12 protein-coding genes are annotated in these 18,325 nt (G+C 47.9%); 6 read left to right on the top strand and 6 right to left on the bottom strand.

The genetic code is table 11. The annotated features are described in order from the left end of the window. The first annotated feature begins 197 nt into the window (after nucleotides 1-197). On the top strand, nucleotides 198-1,199 hold the full coding sequence (locus tag I5M27_RS11910) for a sugar phosphate nucleotidyltransferase (protein WP_200506438.1): 1,002 nt from the start codon (nucleotides 198-200) through the stop codon (nucleotides 1,197-1,199). Nucleotides 1,200-1,335: 136 nt separating this feature from the next. Here I5M27_RS11910 and I5M27_RS11905 read toward each other — a convergent pair whose 3' ends face one another. The 3 genes from I5M27_RS11905 to I5M27_RS11895 are packed head-to-tail and all read right to left on the bottom strand — an operon-like array spanning nucleotide 1,336 to nucleotide 9,324. After that, nucleotides 1,336-3,321: an OmpA family protein gene (locus I5M27_RS11905; protein ID WP_200506437.1), complete on the bottom strand. Its 1,986-nt coding sequence runs from the start codon at nucleotides 3,319-3,321 to the stop codon at nucleotides 1,336-1,338. Nucleotides 3,322-3,342: 21 nt separating this feature from the next. After that, nucleotides 3,343-4,287: a PorP/SprF family type IX secretion system membrane protein gene (locus I5M27_RS11900; RefSeq protein WP_200506436.1), complete on the bottom strand. Its 945-nt coding sequence runs from the start codon at nucleotides 4,285-4,287 to the stop codon at nucleotides 3,343-3,345. Between the two features lie 33 nt (nucleotides 4,288-4,320). After that, nucleotides 4,321-9,324, bottom strand: coding sequence for an ice-binding family protein (locus tag I5M27_RS11895; protein WP_200506435.1), 5,004 nt, complete (start codon nucleotides 9,322-9,324; stop codon nucleotides 4,321-4,323). Between the two features lie 659 nt (nucleotides 9,325-9,983). Here I5M27_RS11895 and radA point away from each other — a divergent pair. From radA to I5M27_RS11870, 5 genes are all read left to right on the top strand, one after another. After that, complete coding sequence (gene radA, locus I5M27_RS11890; RefSeq protein WP_200506434.1) at nucleotides 9,984-11,363, top strand: DNA repair protein RadA; 1,380 nt, start codon at nucleotides 9,984-9,986, stop codon at nucleotides 11,361-11,363. 253 nt (nucleotides 11,364-11,616) lie between these two features. Continuing rightward, complete coding sequence (locus tag I5M27_RS11885) at nucleotides 11,617-13,044, top strand: TlpA family protein disulfide reductase (RefSeq protein ID WP_200506433.1); 1,428 nt, start codon at nucleotides 11,617-11,619, stop codon at nucleotides 13,042-13,044. Nucleotides 13,045-13,304: 260 nt separating this feature from the next. Next, nucleotides 13,305-14,327 (top strand): SPASM domain-containing protein, encoded by a 1,023-nt coding sequence (locus I5M27_RS11880; protein WP_200506432.1) that lies wholly within the window; start codon nucleotides 13,305-13,307, stop codon nucleotides 14,325-14,327. Nucleotides 14,328-14,521: 194 nt separating this feature from the next. Then, nucleotides 14,522-14,758 carry a putative signal transducing protein gene (locus I5M27_RS11875; RefSeq protein WP_200506431.1) on the top strand — a complete coding sequence of 79 codons (237 nt, stop codon included), beginning with the start codon at nucleotides 14,522-14,524 and terminating at the stop codon, nucleotides 14,756-14,758. 146 nt (nucleotides 14,759-14,904) lie between these two features. Further along, the gene (locus tag I5M27_RS11870) at nucleotides 14,905-15,906 is read left to right on the top strand and encodes a mechanosensitive ion channel family protein (RefSeq protein ID WP_200506430.1); all 1,002 of its coding nucleotides are present in this window, start codon (nucleotides 14,905-14,907) and stop codon (nucleotides 15,904-15,906) included. Between the two features lie 259 nt (nucleotides 15,907-16,165). Here I5M27_RS11870 and I5M27_RS11865 read toward each other — a convergent pair whose 3' ends face one another. The 3 genes from I5M27_RS11865 to I5M27_RS11855 all read right to left on the bottom strand — a co-directional run bounded on the left by I5M27_RS11865 (nucleotide 16,166) and on the right by I5M27_RS11855 (nucleotide 18,210). After that, nucleotides 16,166-16,501, bottom strand: a complete 336-nt coding sequence (locus I5M27_RS11865; RefSeq protein ID WP_200506429.1) for a hypothetical protein — start codon at nucleotides 16,499-16,501, stop codon at nucleotides 16,166-16,168. Nucleotides 16,502-16,697: 196 nt separating this feature from the next. Then, a complete protein-coding gene (locus I5M27_RS11860; protein ID WP_200506428.1) occupies nucleotides 16,698-16,871 on the bottom strand; it encodes a FeoB-associated Cys-rich membrane protein in 174 nt (57 codons plus the stop codon). Between the two features lie 46 nt (nucleotides 16,872-16,917). Beyond that, nucleotides 16,918-18,210, bottom strand: a complete 1,293-nt coding sequence (locus tag I5M27_RS11855) for a carboxypeptidase-like regulatory domain-containing protein (protein WP_200506427.1) — start codon at nucleotides 18,208-18,210, stop codon at nucleotides 16,918-16,920. Between the last annotated feature and the right edge of the window lie 115 nt (nucleotides 18,211-18,325).

The raw sequence follows: 18,325 nt of genomic DNA, 5'->3' as shown, positions 1-18,325 counted from the left end.
CGGATTTGTGGGTTTGCAGTTATTTTAAAGTTTGCGGAGCAGGTTTTCAGCTATTAAAAAACGGTAGGGTTTAAGGTCTGAAAAGTGTAAAAGCCGGTTAGCGCAACGGCCGCCCCATATTAAAAGAAGGCAAAATCCTGCCAATGTACCATCGAAACACATTTTAATTGTTTATATTGCGTAAAACCCTGAATTGTATGAAGGCTGTAATTCCGGTGGCTGGCAGCGGTAAAAAACTTCGCCCGCACACCCACACCCAACCTAAATCGCTTATCCCGGTGGCCGGCAACACCATTCTGGGCCACATTATAGAAAGGCTGCAACAAGCCGGCATTCAGGATTTTGTTTTCATTATCGGCTACCTGGGCGGTAAAGTAGAAGCCTACGTAAAGCGGAATTACCCCAACATCCGCGCCGAATTTGTGGTGCAGGAACCGCGCGAAGGCCTGGGGCATGCCCTTTGGGTTGCCCGCGAAAATTTCCGCCACGAAGAAAGTATGCTCATCATGCTCGGCGATGCGATCATAGACGTAGATATGCAGAAGATCCTCGATTCGCCGCAATCGGTGCTGTGCGTAAAAAAAGTAAACCAGCCATCCCTGTTCGGCATCATCGAAACCGACGAAAATGCCTTTGTTACCAAGCTGGTAGAAAAACCAAGTTTCCCCAAATCGAATTACGCGCTGGTAGGTTTGTATAAAATTGCCCACCCCGAAAAACTGGCCCAAAGCCTGGAATATATTATTCACGAAGGTATTAAAACGCAGCACGAATACCACCTCACCGATGCGCTCGCCCACCTGATCGAGCACGGCGAAAAGATCAGCACCTGCGAAGTGGACCATTGGTACGATTGCGGCCGCAAATCAAGCCTGCTGCAAACCAACGCCATTCTGCTTAACCGCCCCGAATTCCTGCAGGCCGAAAAGCCCGAATTCCCGAATACGATCATCATTCCGCCGGTAAGCATCGGGCCGGGCTGCACCATTTCCAACTCCGTGATCGGCCCGAACGTAGCCATCGGCCAGAATACCATTATAGACTATACCGTACTACAAAATTCCATCATCGGCGAATACAGCGAACTCCGCAATACCGTTATGCACGATTCCATCATCGGCAACGATTCCAGTCTCAAAGGCCTGAGCCACAGCCTCAACATTGGCGACAATACCGAGATCAATTTCAGCGAACGGTAAAATTATTTATCAAAACAAAAGCGCCTGCTATATTAAAAATAGCAGGCGCTTTTGTTTTGATAACGGTATGGTTTCCGGCCGAAAAACTGCAGAACGACCTGAAAAACGCTATGCTTTTGGCTCCTAAAACTCAGGTCTATTTAATAAGCTTGAATTCAGTACGGCGGTTAAGCTGGTGTTCATCTTCCGAACAGTTCACCCCGTCTTTACAGCGGTTACGCAACTGGCTTTCGCCGTAGCCTTTGGCCGTTATGCGTGTGTAATCAATTCCTCTGGAAATAATATATTTCACGGCCGCATCGGCCCGCAACTGCGACAACATCTGGTTATAATGGTCGGTCTGGCGGCTATCGGTATGCGAACTGAGCTCAATTTTCACTTCCGGGTTATCCTGCAGCATCACCACCAGCTTATCCAGCTCGCGGGCCGCATCCGGCCGGATCTCGCTCTTATCCAGATCGTAATAGATATTCTCTACAATGTAAGAGCTGTTCACTTTGTTCTTGTTCAGCGTCAGGGCCAGCTTGGCCAGGTCCAGCACGCTTTTACAGTCGGCCATCACCTCTACCGATTTGGTTAAATAACCCTCTTTAGAGCCTTTTACCATGTATTTCACGCCCCCCTGGATCGGAAAATTGAACTTGCCTTCTTTATCGGAATAAGAAACCAGCGCCGATGTATCGCCAGCCCGGTAAAGGCGCAACGTTACGCCGCTCAGAGGTTTGGTAACGGTTTGTGCCTGTTTGGCTTCCGGCTGCTCAACGGTTAAACCCGCCAGTGTACAAGGTACCCGGCTCGATTTGAACGAATAAATATTATCGGTGCCGTTTTCGCTGCCGCGGTTCGAAGAAAAATAACCGGTTTCGCCTTTGCCTTCCGGATCAAAAATGATCCCGAAATCGTCGCCGCCCGAATTATAAGGGGTTTCGAGGTTCGTGATAGCCTGCCATTTCGTTTTAGCGCCTTTTGCCGAAAACAGATCCAGTCCGCCCATGCCCAAATGTCCGTCCGAAGAGAAATGCAAGGTACCATCCGGGGAAAACGTCGGGAAACATTCTTTACCGGCCGAATTTACGGCATTGCCGCAGTTTACCGGCTTGCTCCAGCTGCCATCGGCTTCTTTGGTGCAGTAATACAAATCCGTTTCACCAAATCCGCCCGGCATATCCGAAGCAAAGTAAAGCACATTACCATCGGGCGAAAGCGCCGGATGCCCCACTGAATATTCCCGTGGTTTATTATAAACAAACGCTTTGGGTTTGCTCCATTCGTTATTTTTAAACTGTGAAATGTAAATTTCCAGGCGGCTTACCGGCATATCTTTAATAGGCGGGTTAGCCCAGCTGGTAGGATCGGTATTTACTTTCTTCAGTTTGAATTTCTCTTTGTTGGTGCGGGTATAAAAAACGGTATTCCCATCGGCCGAAAAAACCGCGGCGCCGTTGTGGTACGTGCTGTTCACAGGCTCCGGGAGCGGCTGCACCTGCCCCCAGTTCTTATCTTTGTCTTTTTCTAAATAATAAAGCTGCAGATACGGTTTACCGGTCCAGGCATAAATCTCATTATCTGCTTTTTTTTCCTGTTTGCCACGGTCTGAAGTGAACACCAGGCCGTTTTTATAAAACACCGGGCTGAAATCCGAATTTGTTGAATTGAACGTTTCGGCGGTTAAAGCTACCGGCTGCGGATTTTTGGTCCAGTATTGTGCCTGGTCGCAGGCGTAAGCCAGTTTCATAGCCATGGCCTGGTCCGATTTTACCTGGTTGCCGTATTGCAGATAAAGTTGTTTCGCCTTTTCGTAATTCCCGTTCCGGCGCGCCGCTTCGGCATAAAAGAAAGTGTTTATGCTGGCTGCCCCCGGAAAAGCAAGTACCTGGGCATACCAGAATTCGGCTTCCTTACTCACATTCATCAACCGGTAGCCATGCGCAATCCGCTGAATAATTTCCAGGCTCGGCTCATTTTTATCAAGCAGCTGTTTGTATGCTTCAGTAGCCTGCGCAAAGGCCATTTCATCGTAAAGGCGGTCGGCAGTTTTCAGATCGGCCTGCCCGGAAACCGGCCGCGATAAACCAAGGCAAAAAAGTAAGGTAAAAGGCAGAAAAAGTAAGCGTAATTTCATGTTTAATGGCACAGGGGAATTTTAGAAATAGCGCGGCGAAAGCATATTGGTCTCTTCTTTTTTGAGGAAGAAAAAGCCCAGCGAAATTTCGTGGCTGTCGTAATTATTAAGGCCGGTCAGGGTAACATCATAAGCGTATCCCAGTTTCAGCTTTGGGGTAACATACAATTCCACAATGCCTGCCCAGGCGCTCGAAAGGTTTACTTTATCTTCGGTAGAAACTTTATGGATCAGGTTCAGACCGGTGCGGTACGAAGACCCCACCCAGATCCGCTCGGCAAAAAGCACAAAGGCATTCAGGTCGAGGTTGGTAGGGCCTTTAAAATCTTCTTTCAACAAAAAGCTCGGTTTGAATTTCATGTGCTGGCCCAGGTTAAACACGTAACCCGAAGTCAGGAAATAATGCCGCGTGGGCGTGAGCACATAATCGTTTTCAACCGGTATTAAATTTGCCGCGGAAAGGCCTGCATAAAACTGTTCGGTATGGAAATAAACCCCGGCTTTCAGGGTTGGCGAAATAGCCGTTTCCTTCGTGCCCGGGTTAACCTGGTCGTTCATATCGGTCATCTTGATTTTGGTCCAGTCGCGGGAATACTGCGTTACGCCCCCCGAAATGCCAAACCGGAATTTACTGGTTTCATTTACATCCAGCTTTACCGCCGCACTTCCCATCAGGCTAAGTTGCCCGTCGGCCCCGATGCGGTCGTTAATGGCCTGAAAACCCAGCCCGATCTTATTATCTTTTATGCCGCCATCCGCACTAAAAGTCTGGGTAGTAGGCCGGCCTTCCAGCCCGGTCCACTGATCCCGGTAAATCGCGTTCACATTCCAGATCTCCTTGCTCCCTGCATAAGCCGGGTTCACGATCAGACCGTTAAAAATATACTGGGTATACTGGGCACTCTGCTGCGCGTATGCACTCCCTGCTACCAACCAGATCCCTAAAACTACTATAATACGGCGCATTTTTTCAGTAATATTTAATACCATTTTCCTGGGTTAACGAACAATCATCACGTAACCCTTCATCGTTTTTTCTGAATTATCGCAAACTTTCACTTGCAGAATATAATAATACGTTCCCGGGCTCAGGCCCTGACCGTCCCAGTTATTCTTATAATTCTTCTGCCGGAAAACCTCATTACCCCAACGGTTAATTACGGTCAGTTCGTTTTGGTCGTAATTCTCCAGATTTTCTACCACCCATTTTTCGTTCACCCCATCATTATTCGGCGAGAAAGCGTTTGGAATTTTCAGTTCAGGATCTGAGGCACTGGCTTTCATGTTTGCTTCTATTGGCAAGCCCTGGCAGGTAGCTGTTTGCGCTACTACCGAGATCTGCCCTTCCGCCGAGCCTGCTTTTACCGAAATGGATGTTGTACCAGCACCGCTGAGTATCTGCCAGCCGGCCGGCACAGTCCAGTTATAAGCCACCGCTCCCGGAATCGGATCTACGGTGTAACGCAAGCCAATGCATGGGGAGCTTTCATCTTTAATTTCAGTTGTGAAAACCAACGGCACCTGAACCGTTACTGTTAAACGGCTTGCTACGCTGGCGCCGCAACCGTTCATTGCAATTACAGTTACTTCACCGCTGTTCGTACCGCCATTTACCACAATCGAATCAGTACCCTGGCCGCTTACAATATTCCAGCCCTTCGGCACGGTCCAGGTATAAGTATCGGCATTGGTAGCGCCGGATACACTAAAAACAACTCCCTTAGCATCAGCACAAAGTATTGTATTTCCAGCTATATTCCCAGCCATAACCGGCGGTTGGTTTGTAGGATTAACATTTAACTCACTTGGCGTACCGGCTCCGCAACCATTGTATGCAACTACGCCTACATTCCCGGTTTTCGTGCCGGCAATAACCGTAATTTCTGTAGTTCCCTGCCCGGAAGTAATCTGCCAGCCTAACGGCACGGTCCAGGTATAGCCTGTTGCACCATTAACGCCCGAAGTTTTATAGGTGGTAGGAATATTACCGGTACATGGGAATGCAGGACCTTCTATTACTCCGGAGGTTAATGGCGTGCTGGTAGTAGGCGTAGTAGCCAATACACTAGCGCTTCCGCTACCACAACCATTAGAAGCCACTACAGAAACTAATCCGGAAGAATTGCCGGCCGTTACCTCTATAGAAGTTGTTCCTTGCCCGCTTACAATGCTCCAGCCGGTTGGTAAGGTCCAGGTATAAGAAGAAGCGCCGACTACCGGACTAATGGAATATACTAACCCGGTTTGGCCGGCACAAGGACTTCCGCTGAATGGAGCCGTGATTTGCCCCGGCATTGGAGGTGCTGTAGTAGAAATCATTACATTCAGGCTTGAGGCAGAACTAGTGCCGCAACCATTTGTCGCTGTTACGGTAATAGCGCCGGCACTACTGCCCGGCGTTACGGTTATACTATTAGACCCCTGCCCGCTCACAATGCTCCAGCCGGTTGGTACCGTCCAGGTATAAGCATAGGCACTATTAACAAGCAACACGGAATAGGTTAAATTCCCTCCCGTAGCGCAAGGCACACTGTTCCCGATAATATTACCCGGCGCAACCGGCGGAGTAAAGGTTGGTTGCACGGCCTGAGTGCTGGCAATACCGGTTCCGCAACCGTTGGCTGCCACTACCGAAACATTACCGGCTACGCTTCCGGCCGTTACCTGAATGGCTGTAGTACCCTGGCCGCTGGTAATAGTCCAGCCCGCTGGCACCGTCCAGTTATAGCTGGATGCTCCCGCTACTGCCGTAATGGAATAGGTTAATCCTGTCTGGCCAATGCATGGAATGGCAATACCGGTAATCGGGCCGGGGGCAGGGGCAGCGGTTGAAGAAGGAGTAATGTTCAGGGTGCGGGGAGATCCAGGACCGCAACTATTGGTGGCACTTACACTCACATTACCCGAATTATTGCCGGTGGTAACAGTAATGCTGGTAGTTCCCTGGCCGCTGGTAATGGTCCAGCCGGCAGGCACCGTCCAGGAATATCCGGTTGCCCCGGTTACTGCAGCGATCGTGTAGGTTACATTCGATTGGCCGGTACAAGGCACCAGGTTACCGGTAATGGCGCCAGGCGTGCCCGGCGGATTTGAAATTGGCGTTAAAGCTAGTGCCGTTGAAAGGCCACTGCCACAGCCGTTGGAAGCAACTACCGAAATATTGCCCGGAGTTGAGCCAGCCGTAACGGTAACAGTATTAGTACCCTGACCAGCAGTAATATTCCAGCCGGCAGGCACAGACCAGGTATAACCAGATGCATTGGTTACCGGTGCAATAGAATAGGTAATACCTGCTTGGTTAACGCACATATTAACATTACCGGTTATAGGTCCGGGAACCGGAGGTACACTTGTGGCTGCAATTACCAGCGAAGTACTGGCCGATCCGGCGCCACAGGCATTAATAGCCGATACACTGATACTTCCATTTGAATTTCCGGCGGTTACGGTAATTGTGTTGGTCCCTTGTCCGGAAGTGATCGTCCAGCCGGCTGGCACCGTCCAGTTATAAGAAGAAGCGCCGCTGACTACCGGTATACTGTAAACATTCAGGGTACTGCCGGCACACGGAACGTTGTTACCAGCAATATTACCCGGCACTGGTGGCGGAGTAGTAGTTGGGGTAAGTCCTAAGGTACTGGCAGCACTCGAGCCGCAGCCATTTACTGCTACTACTGAAATTGGCCCGGAGGCAGAGCCGGCAGTTACGGTAATTGAAGGCGTTCCCTGGCCGGAAACGATCGTCCAGCCGGCAGGAACGGTCCAGGTGTAAGTAGAAGCACCGCTTACAGGCACTAAAGTATAAACCAGATTGGTCTGGCCGGCACACGGGTTGCCACCACCACTGCTTACAATGGCTCCCGGAGCTGGCGGAACAGTAGTAGCCGGGGTAACCACCTGGGTAACGGCCGATCCGGTTCCGCATCCATTTGTAGCAGTTACGCTTACCGCGCCGGCATTACTGCCGGCAGTAACTGTAATGCTGTTCGTTCCCTGACCGGCAGTAATGGTCCAGCCAGTAGGCACGGTCCAGTTATAGGAACCAACCCCGCTTTGAGCCGGTACAGAATAAGTAATGGAAGTCTGCCCGATACAAGGAACAAACTGACCGGAGATCGGACCGGTTACAACCGGAGGGGCAGTAACCGGGTTTACAATATAAGTAGCTACCGGGCTGTTGCCGCAACCATTAGAAGCAAATACCGAAATTACTCCCGGATTCGCGCCGGCCGAAACAGTAATGCTGTTGGTTCCCTGGCCAGCGGTAATGGTCCAGCCAGTGGGAACGGTCCAGGAATAGGTAGCAGCATTTGCCAGTACAGGCACCGAATAAACCAAACCGACCTGCCCTACACACGGATCTCCGGCATTGGTACTGGTAATCGGACCGGGAAGTGCCGGTGGGCCGAGAGCAGGATTTACGTTCAGGGTTTTCGGCCCACTGGTTCCGCAATCGTTACTAACCGTGAGGCTGATCGTGCCGGCCAGGCTGCCCGCTGTAACAGTAATGCTGTTGGTTCCCTGGCCAGCAGTAATGGTCCAGCCGGCAGGCACAGACCAGGTATAATTATTTACTGCCATTAGCAGCGGGATACTATATATATTACCGGTAGAATTACGACACGGAAAAGGATTGCCGGCAATGGGGGGAAGAACCGGCGGGGGCGGCGGAATAGCCCGGATGCGTTTCGTACTTGGCTCGCTTTCACCGCAGGAATTTACGGCCGTAACCGAGATAATGGCAGAAGCGGTATCAGGGCCGGGCAGTAAGTTTATGGAATTCGTGTTTTGCCCGTTGGTAATGATCCAGCCGGTAGGCACACTCCAGTTGTAACGGGTAGAGCCCGGAACGGCAGCAATAGAATAGGTATTTCCGGTGCCGCCAATGCAAAGCACCGCAGGACCGGTAATAACGCCGGGTTTGGTAGGAACCGCGCAGATCGTTACGCTGGAAGCATTGTTGCTTTGGTTATTATCGATCGCATCGCCGGCTACTGTGGCCGTATTGGTAATAAAGTTAGGCGAAGTAATAGTGGCTACAATGGTAAGCGTATCGGAATCGCCGTTGTTGAGTTCATCTACCGACCAGAAACCGGTTGTTTTACTGTAAGGGGTATTATTGGTAGTAGTAGCGCTGATAAAAGCAAGGCCTGGCGGCAACAGATCGCTTACCAGCAGGTTGGTTTCGTTGTTCGGGCCTAAATTCTTTACTACAATTGTGTAGGTAATTTGGGATCCTACCGAATAGGGACCGGGAGTTTTGGTTTTTACAACAGAAATGTCGGAGTTAAAGCGGGGCGGCGGAATGGTGATCGGGTTATTGTTCAACGACACAAAGCTGTTGAGTGACATGGCCCGACCCTGCATAATGCTACCGTTGCCCATGGTAATACTTTGACTTGCAAAAACAGAACCTTTAATGTTGGTGCCCACGCCCAGGGTTACCGAGTTACCTACCTGCCAGAAAATATTGGGCGAACGTGCTCCCTGACGCATACTGATCAGGGCATTGGGCAATGAGGTAAGATTTCCGAGAACCTGGAAAATGAATACGGCATTCGGATTTCCCTGCGCATCGAGCGTTAGGGTATCGGAAAGTGTGGCATTCCCGTTGAAACGGTAAACGCCCGGCGTAACCGATTTTACCTGCCCGCCCAACGTCTGACCACTGAGGTTTTGAGTAAATGCCTGCGTGGCAACCTGGTTGTATGCGGTTGTAAGATCTGCCATAGCCGACTGATAGGCAGTATTATTAAGATGCTGGGCACCGGTTATGAGTCCGGGGCCGGTTGGCGTGCTTTGGGGCGGAGTGGTAAAAGTAAAACCACTGAAGTAAGTTCCGGCGCCAATGTTATCGTAAATAATGGTATTACCGGTACTGGTAATGTGCGTTCCGGCCAACACGGTAAAATTACCCATTGTACCCAGGTTCGGTTTGGTTTGACCGAGGGCGTTAAAAAGGGTAAGAACAAAAAATAATTTTATGAGTACAATTTTATTCATAAAAGCTACTAGCTACATTTCTTAAATAACTGCAATTCCGGCCAAACAAAACACAAGAATGCCTCAGGCGGAATTTCGTCAATCAAATATCCGCAATTTTCAAATAATTTAAACTACTTCTTTTAAAGTATTTAAAAACTTAACAATATATTTCCTTTCAAACTCAGAAAAGTGAAATTCAATCAGTTAAGTCACCAAACATAAGCAACACGAAAAATTAATTACCATAAACCGACCCGCATTCAGGTAAAAGTTACTGCCGCTTAAAAATTCCGGGACTTTTAAAACGTCCTTAAAAACCGGAATTTATAAAACATCCTGAGGGCATTTTCAGGGATTTTGAACCAGCCACAACAAAGGAAACGCTATGCTTTTTCTGTTAAAAACTGCCTGTTGCGTGTCATACAAAAATTATAAATTCATAATTCCATCTGCCGGTTGAAAATTTATTCGTTGCCCGAAAATTTCAATTTTTTATTCCTGATAGCATTTTCCTTATTCAGAACACAAGAACAACACAAGCGGTTTTTTGTTTTAAAAGCATAGCGTTTTTAAAGCAAAGCCCTCAGAAAAGCAGACAGAAAACTGGCTGTAACCGTTGCCTGGAGCGGCGGCGAAAAAAGGCTGCGCGGCGGCATAATAAATTGTTAAATTTGTGAATGGCTAAGATCAAAACTTCTTATTTCTGTCAGAATTGCGGCGCACAATCGGCAAAGTGGATCGGGCGCTGCCCGGCTTGCGGCGAATGGAACACTTACGTAGAAGAAGTGATTCAGCGGGAAGAAGCCAACACCGTAGCCACCTGGAAACCCGTTTCCACGAGCCGGCAGGTGGCAGCCAAACCCAAACCGCTGGCCGAAATAAGCTACCAGGAAGAACACCGCATCGAAACCTCCGATCAGGAACTGAACCGGGTTTTGGGCGGCGGCATTGTCCCGGGCTCTATGATCCTGATTGGCGGCGAACCGGGCATCGGGAAATCTACCTTAATGCTGCAGATCGCGCTTTCTCTTAAAAACCAGCGGGTACTGTATGTGAGCGGCGAAGAAAGCGAACTGCAGATAAAAATGCGCGCCGAACGTCTTGGCACGCCGCCTAATAATTGTTTTATTCTCACCGAAACCGGCACGCAGAATATTTTCAAGCAAATTGAGCAGCTGCAACCCGAACTGCTGATCGTAGATTCTATTCAGACGCTGCATTCTTCTTTTATTGAAAGCGGCGCGGGCAGCATCTCGCAGGTGCGGGAATGCACGGCAGAACTCTTAAAATACGCCAAGGAAAGCGGCACGCCGGTATTTTTAATTGGCCATATTACCAAAGAAGGCAACCTGGCCGGCCCCAAGATCCTGGAGCACATGGTAGATACGGTGCTGCAGTTCGAAGGCGACCGCCACATGACCTACCGCATTCTGCGCACCACCAAAAACCGCTTCGGTTCCACTTCTGAACTGGGCATTTACGAAATGCAGGGCAGCGGTTTAAGGCAGGTAAGCAACCCTTCGGAAATCCTGATCTCACAGCGCGAAGAAAATTTAAGCGGCATTGCCATTGGCGCTACGCTGGAAGGAAACCGGCCATTTTTAATTGAAGTACAAAGCCTGGTGAGCCCGGCAACTTACGGCACGCCGCAGCGCTCGAGCACTGGTTTCGATGCCAAACGCCTGAATATGCTTTTAGCGGTGCTGGAAAAACGCGGCGGCTTTAAACTGGGCACACAGGACGTTTTCCTCAACATTGCCGGCGGCCTGAAAGTAGAAGACCCGGCCATTGACCTGGCGGTTTGCGGCTCTATTTTATCTTCTTTCGACGATCTGGCCATACCAAGCACCACTTGTTTTGCGGCCGAAGTTGGCTTGAGCGGCGAGATCCGCGCCGTGAACCGGATCGAAAACCGGATAAGCGAAGCAGAAAAACTTGGCTTTAAGGAAATTTATATTTCTAAGTTTAACGTTAAAGGATTAGACCTGAAGAACCGGAGCATTAAGATTCACACAGTTAGCAAACTGGAAGAAGTGTTAAGCGGCTTGTTTGGCTAAGGTTTATTTTCGAAATTTCTTTAAATAATAACATAAGTTCCTGCCAAATTTCCGAAAACGCATTTGGTTCTTAATTTATTTTCTAAACAGAAGAAATAATCGAATTTTTTTAAAAATATTTTGTCTGTGTTTCAATATCTTTAGGAAATAATTTCAGAATACCTTCGCCGCAAACTGCTGAAGCACACTGAATAACAAGGCTCTGAAAATGCTTCCCAGGATAAAGACAAAGCAAAGAGAAAGGCAACGATTTATGAGAAAAGGATTACTCTTCACTATTTTTACAGGCATTTGTTTTTCAGCGACGGCCCAGAACGTAACGCTCACCGGCAAAGTAAGCAACGCCGAAACCGACAGCGTTCTTTTACAGATCCCCGACAATCCCTTCGACGCCCGCACCCACAAAACCTACGCGGCGCTAAATGAAAAAGGCGAATTTAAACTGACCCTGCAACTAGATAAACCCGTATTGGCCGACCTGACCAACGGCGAAGACGGCATTACGCTTTTTCTGCAGCCCGGCGATAACCTGGACCTGAAATTCAGTGCCGACGACGTGGTGAAAACCATAAAATTCAAAGGCAAAGGCGAAGCCGAAAACGTTTATCTGCGCGAACAGGAAAAGAAGTTTGAAGAAAACGAAGATTACCAGGTGCTGCCCGACAATATTTACATGCGCGAAGAGCAGTTCTCAAAATTTATAGACGCCAAGAAAGAAGACCAGGAATATTTCCTGGAAAAATACATCTCCAAAAGTCCGCTTTCCGAAGCCTTTCAGAAATACGCCAAAGCCCAGATCGACTTTACCTGGGCCAACGACCGCTTAACGTTCCCGGACCTGCGCGAAAAGATCGTGTTTGCCGAAAAACGCCTGGTCATGACGCCAGCTTATTATAATTTCCTGAAAACGCTCGATCTGAATAATCCGGCCGCTTTTATGAGCCCGGTTTATAACGATTTTGCAATGAATTACCTGCAGCACCTGGCTACCGAGAAAAATTTCAAAAAAACCGATCAGGATTATTTCTACCAGCTTTTTGAACTGGCTAAAAACAAACTGAGCGGCAACGCCCTGAATTTGGCTCAGGCCCGCATTATTTTTGAATCGTGCAAAACCGGCCACATTGGTTTTACCGACCGCATGCTCCGCGATTTTAATAAAACGAACACCAATCCGAAATTTGCTGCCCTGATAAACGAAGCCTACGAAGCCAACAAGAAATTTGCGATCGGCAGCCCCGCCCCGGACTTTGTAATGACCACCGTAAACGGCGATACCGTGCGCCTGGAAGATTTTAAGGGCAAACTGGTTTACCTGAGCTTCTGGGAAACGAATTGCGGTTTGTGCCTGATGGACATGCCGTATGCGCAGGATCTGGCCAAGAAAATGGAAGGCCGCGAAATTGTTTTCCTCAACATCGGCATGGATAAAGATGAAAAAGCATGGCGCAGTATGGTCACCAAAAAGCAGCTTTTAGGCGTGCACGCTTTCGGCAAAACGGCTTCGCAAGACCTGAAAAAGCTCTACGAGCTGAAAGAAAACCCGGCTTATTTCCTTATTGCTGAAGACGGCACGTTCCTGAATACCAAGCCAAAACGCCCTAGCAGCCACGGCTCTACCGACGAAATTGCCCAGAGCTTTGGCAAAGCGGCTAACACGGCTACAGCGCTGAAAAAATAACCTTAATGGTTAAATGGCTTAATGGTTAAATGGTTAAGGGTATTAACACGTATTCATTAAATCAAAAATTCACCTTGGTCTGTGACGCACAGACAAAGCAGTATTGGAAGAAAACGGCCTAAATAAAACAGAAAGCCTGCCACAAAACGGTAGGCTTTTTGGCTTAAAAAGTATAGCGTTTCAGTAACAACGCCTTGATCAGGATAACGAATTGGGTGCGGCATCTTTTTCTGCTTACATTTACGTAGAAAGCCACTCAGATGAATCCGAAAGTACGCGACGGTTTTAATTTTCTCTCTAAGCTTACGCTGAAACGCAGCTTTAATGCTGCGCAGGTGGTGGGCAGCTACCTGCTTTCTAAAATTACCGGAAAAGCCAACCATTATGGCAGTCCGCTAAGCATTTCTTTCGAACCGACTACGAGCTGCAATTTGCGTTGCCCGGAATGCCCGAGCGGTTTGCGTTCGTTTACCCGGCCTACCGGCATGCTGCAGGACGAGCTTTTCAAGAAAACGATAGACGAACTGCATCAAAAACTGTTGTACCTCATTTTCTATTTTCAGGGCGAACCGTACCTGCATCCGCGGTTTTTAGAACTGGCCAAATACGCTTCCCAAAAAGGCATTTATACCGCCACTTCTACCAACGCCCATTATTTATCCGATGAAAATGCGCGCAAAACCGTAGAATCCGGCCTCGACAGAATTATTATTTCCATAGACGGCGCCACGCAGGACGTTTACCAGAATTACCGCGTAGGCGGCAAACTGGATAAAGTACTGGAAGGAACCCGCAATCTGGTGAAGTGGAAAAAAGAACTGAAATCGCAGACGCCGTTCATTATTTTCCAGTTCCTGGTAGTAAAACCGAACGAGCACCAGATAGAAGAAGTAAAAAAGCTGGGCAAAGAAATTGGCGTGGACGATGTGTGGTTTAAAACCGCGCAGATCTACGATTATCAGAACGGTTCGCCGCTTATTCCTACCATCGATTATTATTCGCGCTACCAGAACAATGGTAACGGAACCTGGTCGTTAAAGAATAAGCTGATAGACCATTGCTGGAAAATGTGGCATAGCTGCGTAATTACCTGGGATGGCCTGGTGGTGCCCTGTTGTTTCGACAAAGATGCCGAATACCGGTTGGGTGATCTGAAAGATCAAAGCTTTAAGCAACTCTGGCAAGGCGAAAAATACCGCAACTTCCGGAGCTCGCTTTTAAAAGGCCGCGACCAGATAGAAATGTGTAAAAACTGCACCGAAGGCACCAAGGTTTGGGGGTAGCTAAATTGTTAAATGGCTGAATGGTTAAATGGTTAATTGTTGATTGCTAGTTGTTAGTTAGTTAAGTAAAACGCTATGATTTAGCGCTGAAAAACTGCCTTGTTGTAAAATAATAATTCATAAATCCTGATCAATCAGGAATTAACCATTCAGCCATTTAGCAATTTAACCATTAAACAATTTAACAATTTAAAATGCAAGACGAACTGGTTACGTTGCTGAAATATTTAATGCCTATGGAGGCGCACATTCTGAAAGGAAGGCTGGAATCGGAGGGCGTTCCGGCGTACGTGATCGGGGAAAACTTCTCTAATATTTATCCGTTTGCCGCGCAGCTTACCGGTGGGGTAGAATTAAAAGTAGCCGCTACGCACCTGGAAAGAGCCCAGGAAATTCTGGCCGATAAACCCCGGCTTTCGGAAGAAGAATAAATGCCGGGGCAGTTTTAAAGCACAAAACGGTAGCGTTTTTGCTATGAAAAGTAGCCGGCCAGTTGCACAGAAATTTACGATGCCGTAAAATCAATTGCCATAAAGCCGTATAGTTGAAACCGCCATTGCGGGGAATTTACCTTATTATGAACGAACTTAACAGCGCCTTAAACCTGGTTTCGGAAAAGCTGAATATGTGGTTGCAGTATTTTATTTTAATGCTGCCCAATTTTATCATGGCCCTGGTGGTGCTTATCATCACCTTTCTAATTGCCAAGCTGATCCGGAAGGGCTCTGAAAAACTACTGATCAGGTTTTCGCACAGCGTTCCGCTCAACAACCTGATCGCCACGCTGGTTTACATGAGCGTGATCCTGATGGGCGTTTTCTTTGCCCTCGGCATCCTGAAACTCGACAAAACGGTTACTTCGTTGCTGGCCGGGGTTGGTATTTTGGGTTTAGCGCTCGGCTTTGCCTTTCAGGATATTGCGGCCAATTTTATTTCCGGGGTAATTATTGCCGTGCGCAAGCCTTTTGGCGTGGGCGATGTAATTGAAACCAACAGTCATTTCGGCACCATCGAACGCATCAACATGCGCACCATCGACATCCGCAGGCAAACCGGCGAACTCGTAAAAGTACCTAACCGCAAAGTATTCGAAAGTGCTATGATCAATTTCACGTACTTTGGGTTGCGGCGGATAGACCTGAATTTCCGGGTTTCTTATCACGAAGACCTCGACAAAGTAGTAGCCGTTACGCTTGAAGCCATGCAGGGCATTACCGGCCAGATAGAAAGCAAGGAAGTAGAAGTTTTTTTCGAGGAATTCAGTGAAAGTGCCATTATTGTGCTGGTGCGTTTCTGGGTGCATTACGCCCGCCAGACCGACTATGTAACTGCGCGCAGTGAAGCCATAATGAAGATCAAAAAGGCTTACGACCTGCACCAGATCAAATTTCCGTTCCCAATTCAGATCCTCGAACTCGATTCCAGCCGGCAACAGGCGGCGTCTTCTTTTGCCGCTTTTACGCCGTCACCGGCACCGCCAACCATCGAGTCCTTTCCTACGCCCGATTCTAACCCCAAAACCGCCAGCCAGACGACCACTACTTTTGAAGAAGAAACCGAAAAGCCGAACGGAAAATAATGGGCGAATGGTTTAAAGTGCTGATTTTTTTGAATGATTGAATGATTGAATGATAGAGTGAGTGAATGAGTAATGATAGCGCTATGGAATATCATGATTTGCAAGGTGAAAATTCAGACGTTTGAAATCAATATTTGAGTTTTCAGCTTGAAAACCATAGCGTTTCCAGCATAAAAAAAACCGGTTCAGCTTTTGCCAGACCGTTTTTTTTATGAAATGCGCTGAAAACAGCACATCAGCAGCTTAAATCATTCGCCCATTATTTATTTCTCTTATCGAGGTTTTTGCCCAGGTCTTCTACCTGCTTCAGGAACTCATCTACTTTGCTGTCGGCGTAGGTGCCGTAAGAATTGGAAATGGTGCCTCTCACGCCATCGGCCGTTTCAATGGCGTATAAAATGCTCATGTCATCCGGGTTGCTTTCCCCTTCAAAACGGTAAAAGTCTACGATCTGCACCTGATCGGCGGGATAAGTTTTGTCGGTGCCCATTACGCAAAGCCGGCCTTCGGTAACTTTAAAGTCAGCAGTGAAGCCTTCCTGGTCCAGGCGCTTTTCTACGTTTATCAGCGAGCGTTCTTCTTCTTTGTCTTGCATAGTTTTATAGCTATTTAGGTTTTACATCGGATAGAATATAGTATGAAAGCTATACGTAAAAACGCGCCGAAGTTTCTAAGCCGGATCAAAAAAATCTAAACTGCCGAAAAACCTATGCTAAAAGCGGTACGTCAGCCAGGCAAAACCAAAGAAAAACGATAGGGTAAAGGCTTTAAAAAGTCGGGGTGGGAATAAATTATTTGCGTTGCGCCGCCTTGATCTGCTTTTCCAGTAAGTCGGGGTTAATGGTACTGCAACCGCCGCAGCCTTTGGCACAGCTTTTCTCGTTGCTGGTAGCCTGTTGCCAGAACATGCGCACCAGGTACGCTACGGCCGCCAGAAAAATAAGAAGTATCAGTATCTCCTGCATCGTAATTCCTTAACGTTTACAAAGGTACAAAAAGTTTATGGGCCGTTTAATTTTGCAGCGGGCTCAAAGGACTTTTGTATAAAAACTGCCGGTCATTTTTCGCCGGGTCTTTGTAAAGAAAATAAACCTGCCCGTTATGCACCGAAATATTTCCGGCAAACGGGTTGGTAAGTTTATAACTATTCAACAGTTCGCCGGTTTGCAGGTTGAGCAGTTTTAACTCCGGAAGGCCGTTTTTGCGGAACAGCACATAGGTTCTCTCCTGCGCCTTGTCTACCACGATCTGCTTATCCCAATTCGGCTGCAAATGATAATTCACCGGCAAAACCCGGCGCAAACTGTCATTTTCATAAAATGAAATTTCCCCGTTCACGTGATCGAACAGACAAATCTGCTTTCCGATCTTCACCAAAGGCACATACGGCGCTTCGAACATGACTTGCCGGGCAAAAAGCGCATTGTTTGCAGCGCTCCGGGGAGTCCGATACATACCGGACAGCATTTTGCTTTTCTGATAATACTTTTCTTCCTTTTGCATCGTTATAACCGCTTCGTCTACTACGGTACGGAATAATCTGGTTTCGTGGGTTTGCTGGTTTACTGCGTAAAAAGACACAATAATTCCCTTATTGATATTCTGCCGGAAGTACGCATTTTTCTCGTCGGTTGTCAGGCAAGGCCGTAGGTATTGCTCAAAAGCAGCTTTAGGTTCGGGCGGATACAAGGCTAAAGAAGCGGAATCGGAGAGGACCTGGTAAACAAAGTTCTCAGTAAGCACGTGCAGGTTTTCCAGGCAATCTACAAACAGTTTTTCGGCAGTAACCGGCAGGCGGCAATTCATGATCAGGCTGTCGTTGTACAGATTCAAAATCTGCAGCGAAGGATTTTTCTGCCCCGTTTCCCAACCCAGCACAAAAAGTTGGTTTTGGGAAATGGCAAAATCCAGCACCGTTTCCGGACGCACTTTTGCCGGTTTCAGTTTTTTGGAAGCCGTAATTTTTACTTCGGAAAGCGTACTGGTTTTAGGCGTTAAATTCACCGTAATTTTCGTTTGCCCGGACTTAAGTTGCAGCGTGAATTTCTCGTAGCCCAGGTGTGAAAAAGTAAGTATTGGCGGCGCAGAAACGGTATCAATCTGCATAGAAAAACTACCGCTCGCGTTCGTAACCGCCGTTTCACCGGAATCATTGAGCTGAATACTTACGCTTTCTACCGGCAAAGCAGTTTTGGCATCTAAAACCCTACCGTTTAGTGTAACCTTCTGCCCATAAGCAACCTGCCCTGCCAAAAGCAGGAAACTAAGCAATCCCCAGAAAGCACTTCGTTTTAAAACCGGCATCGTTTTTCTTTTCTGAACCGTGTTAAGTTACGATTCTGAATGGGAAAACGCTATGTTTTGAAAGGAAAAAGTCAGGATCAGAAAGCTCCAGCAATAATCTAACAGCTAAAGCAAA

Origin of the sequence: Adhaeribacter terrigena, from assembly GCF_016623615.1 — a bacterium.
Taxonomy (GTDB): domain Bacteria; phylum Bacteroidota; class Bacteroidia; order Cytophagales; family Hymenobacteraceae; genus Adhaeribacter_A; species Adhaeribacter_A terrigena.
This window is presented reverse-complemented; position numbering and strand designations above follow the sequence as displayed.

Bases quoted from the DNA above. Each gene is read 5' to 3' on its own strand.
- I5M27_RS11910 (WP_200506438.1), top strand. From the start codon at position 198: ATGAAGGCTGTAATTCCGGTGGCTGGCAGCGGTAAAAAACTTCGCCCG.
- I5M27_RS11905 (WP_200506437.1), bottom strand. From the start codon at position 3,321: ATGAAATTACGCTTACTTTTTCTGCCTTTTACCTTACTTTTTTGCCTT.
- I5M27_RS11900 (WP_200506436.1), bottom strand. From the start codon at position 4,287: ATGCGCCGTATTATAGTAGTTTTAGGGATCTGGTTGGTAGCAGGGAGT.
- I5M27_RS11895 (WP_200506435.1), bottom strand. From the start codon at position 9,324: ATGAATAAAATTGTACTCATAAAATTATTTTTTGTTCTTACCCTTTTT.
- radA (WP_200506434.1), top strand. From the start codon at position 9,984: ATGGCTAAGATCAAAACTTCTTATTTCTGTCAGAATTGCGGCGCACAA.
- I5M27_RS11885 (WP_200506433.1), top strand. From the start codon at position 11,617: ATGAGAAAAGGATTACTCTTCACTATTTTTACAGGCATTTGTTTTTCA.
- I5M27_RS11880 (WP_200506432.1), top strand. From the start codon at position 13,305: ATGAATCCGAAAGTACGCGACGGTTTTAATTTTCTCTCTAAGCTTACG.
- I5M27_RS11875 (WP_200506431.1), top strand. From the start codon at position 14,522: ATGCAAGACGAACTGGTTACGTTGCTGAAATATTTAATGCCTATGGAG.
- I5M27_RS11870 (WP_200506430.1), top strand. From the start codon at position 14,905: ATGAACGAACTTAACAGCGCCTTAAACCTGGTTTCGGAAAAGCTGAAT.
- I5M27_RS11865 (WP_200506429.1), bottom strand. From the start codon at position 16,501: ATGCAAGACAAAGAAGAAGAACGCTCGCTGATAAACGTAGAAAAGCGC.
- I5M27_RS11860 (WP_200506428.1), bottom strand. From the start codon at position 16,871: ATGCAGGAGATACTGATACTTCTTATTTTTCTGGCGGCCGTAGCGTAC.
- I5M27_RS11855 (WP_200506427.1), bottom strand. From the start codon at position 18,210: ATGCCGGTTTTAAAACGAAGTGCTTTCTGGGGATTGCTTAGTTTCCTG.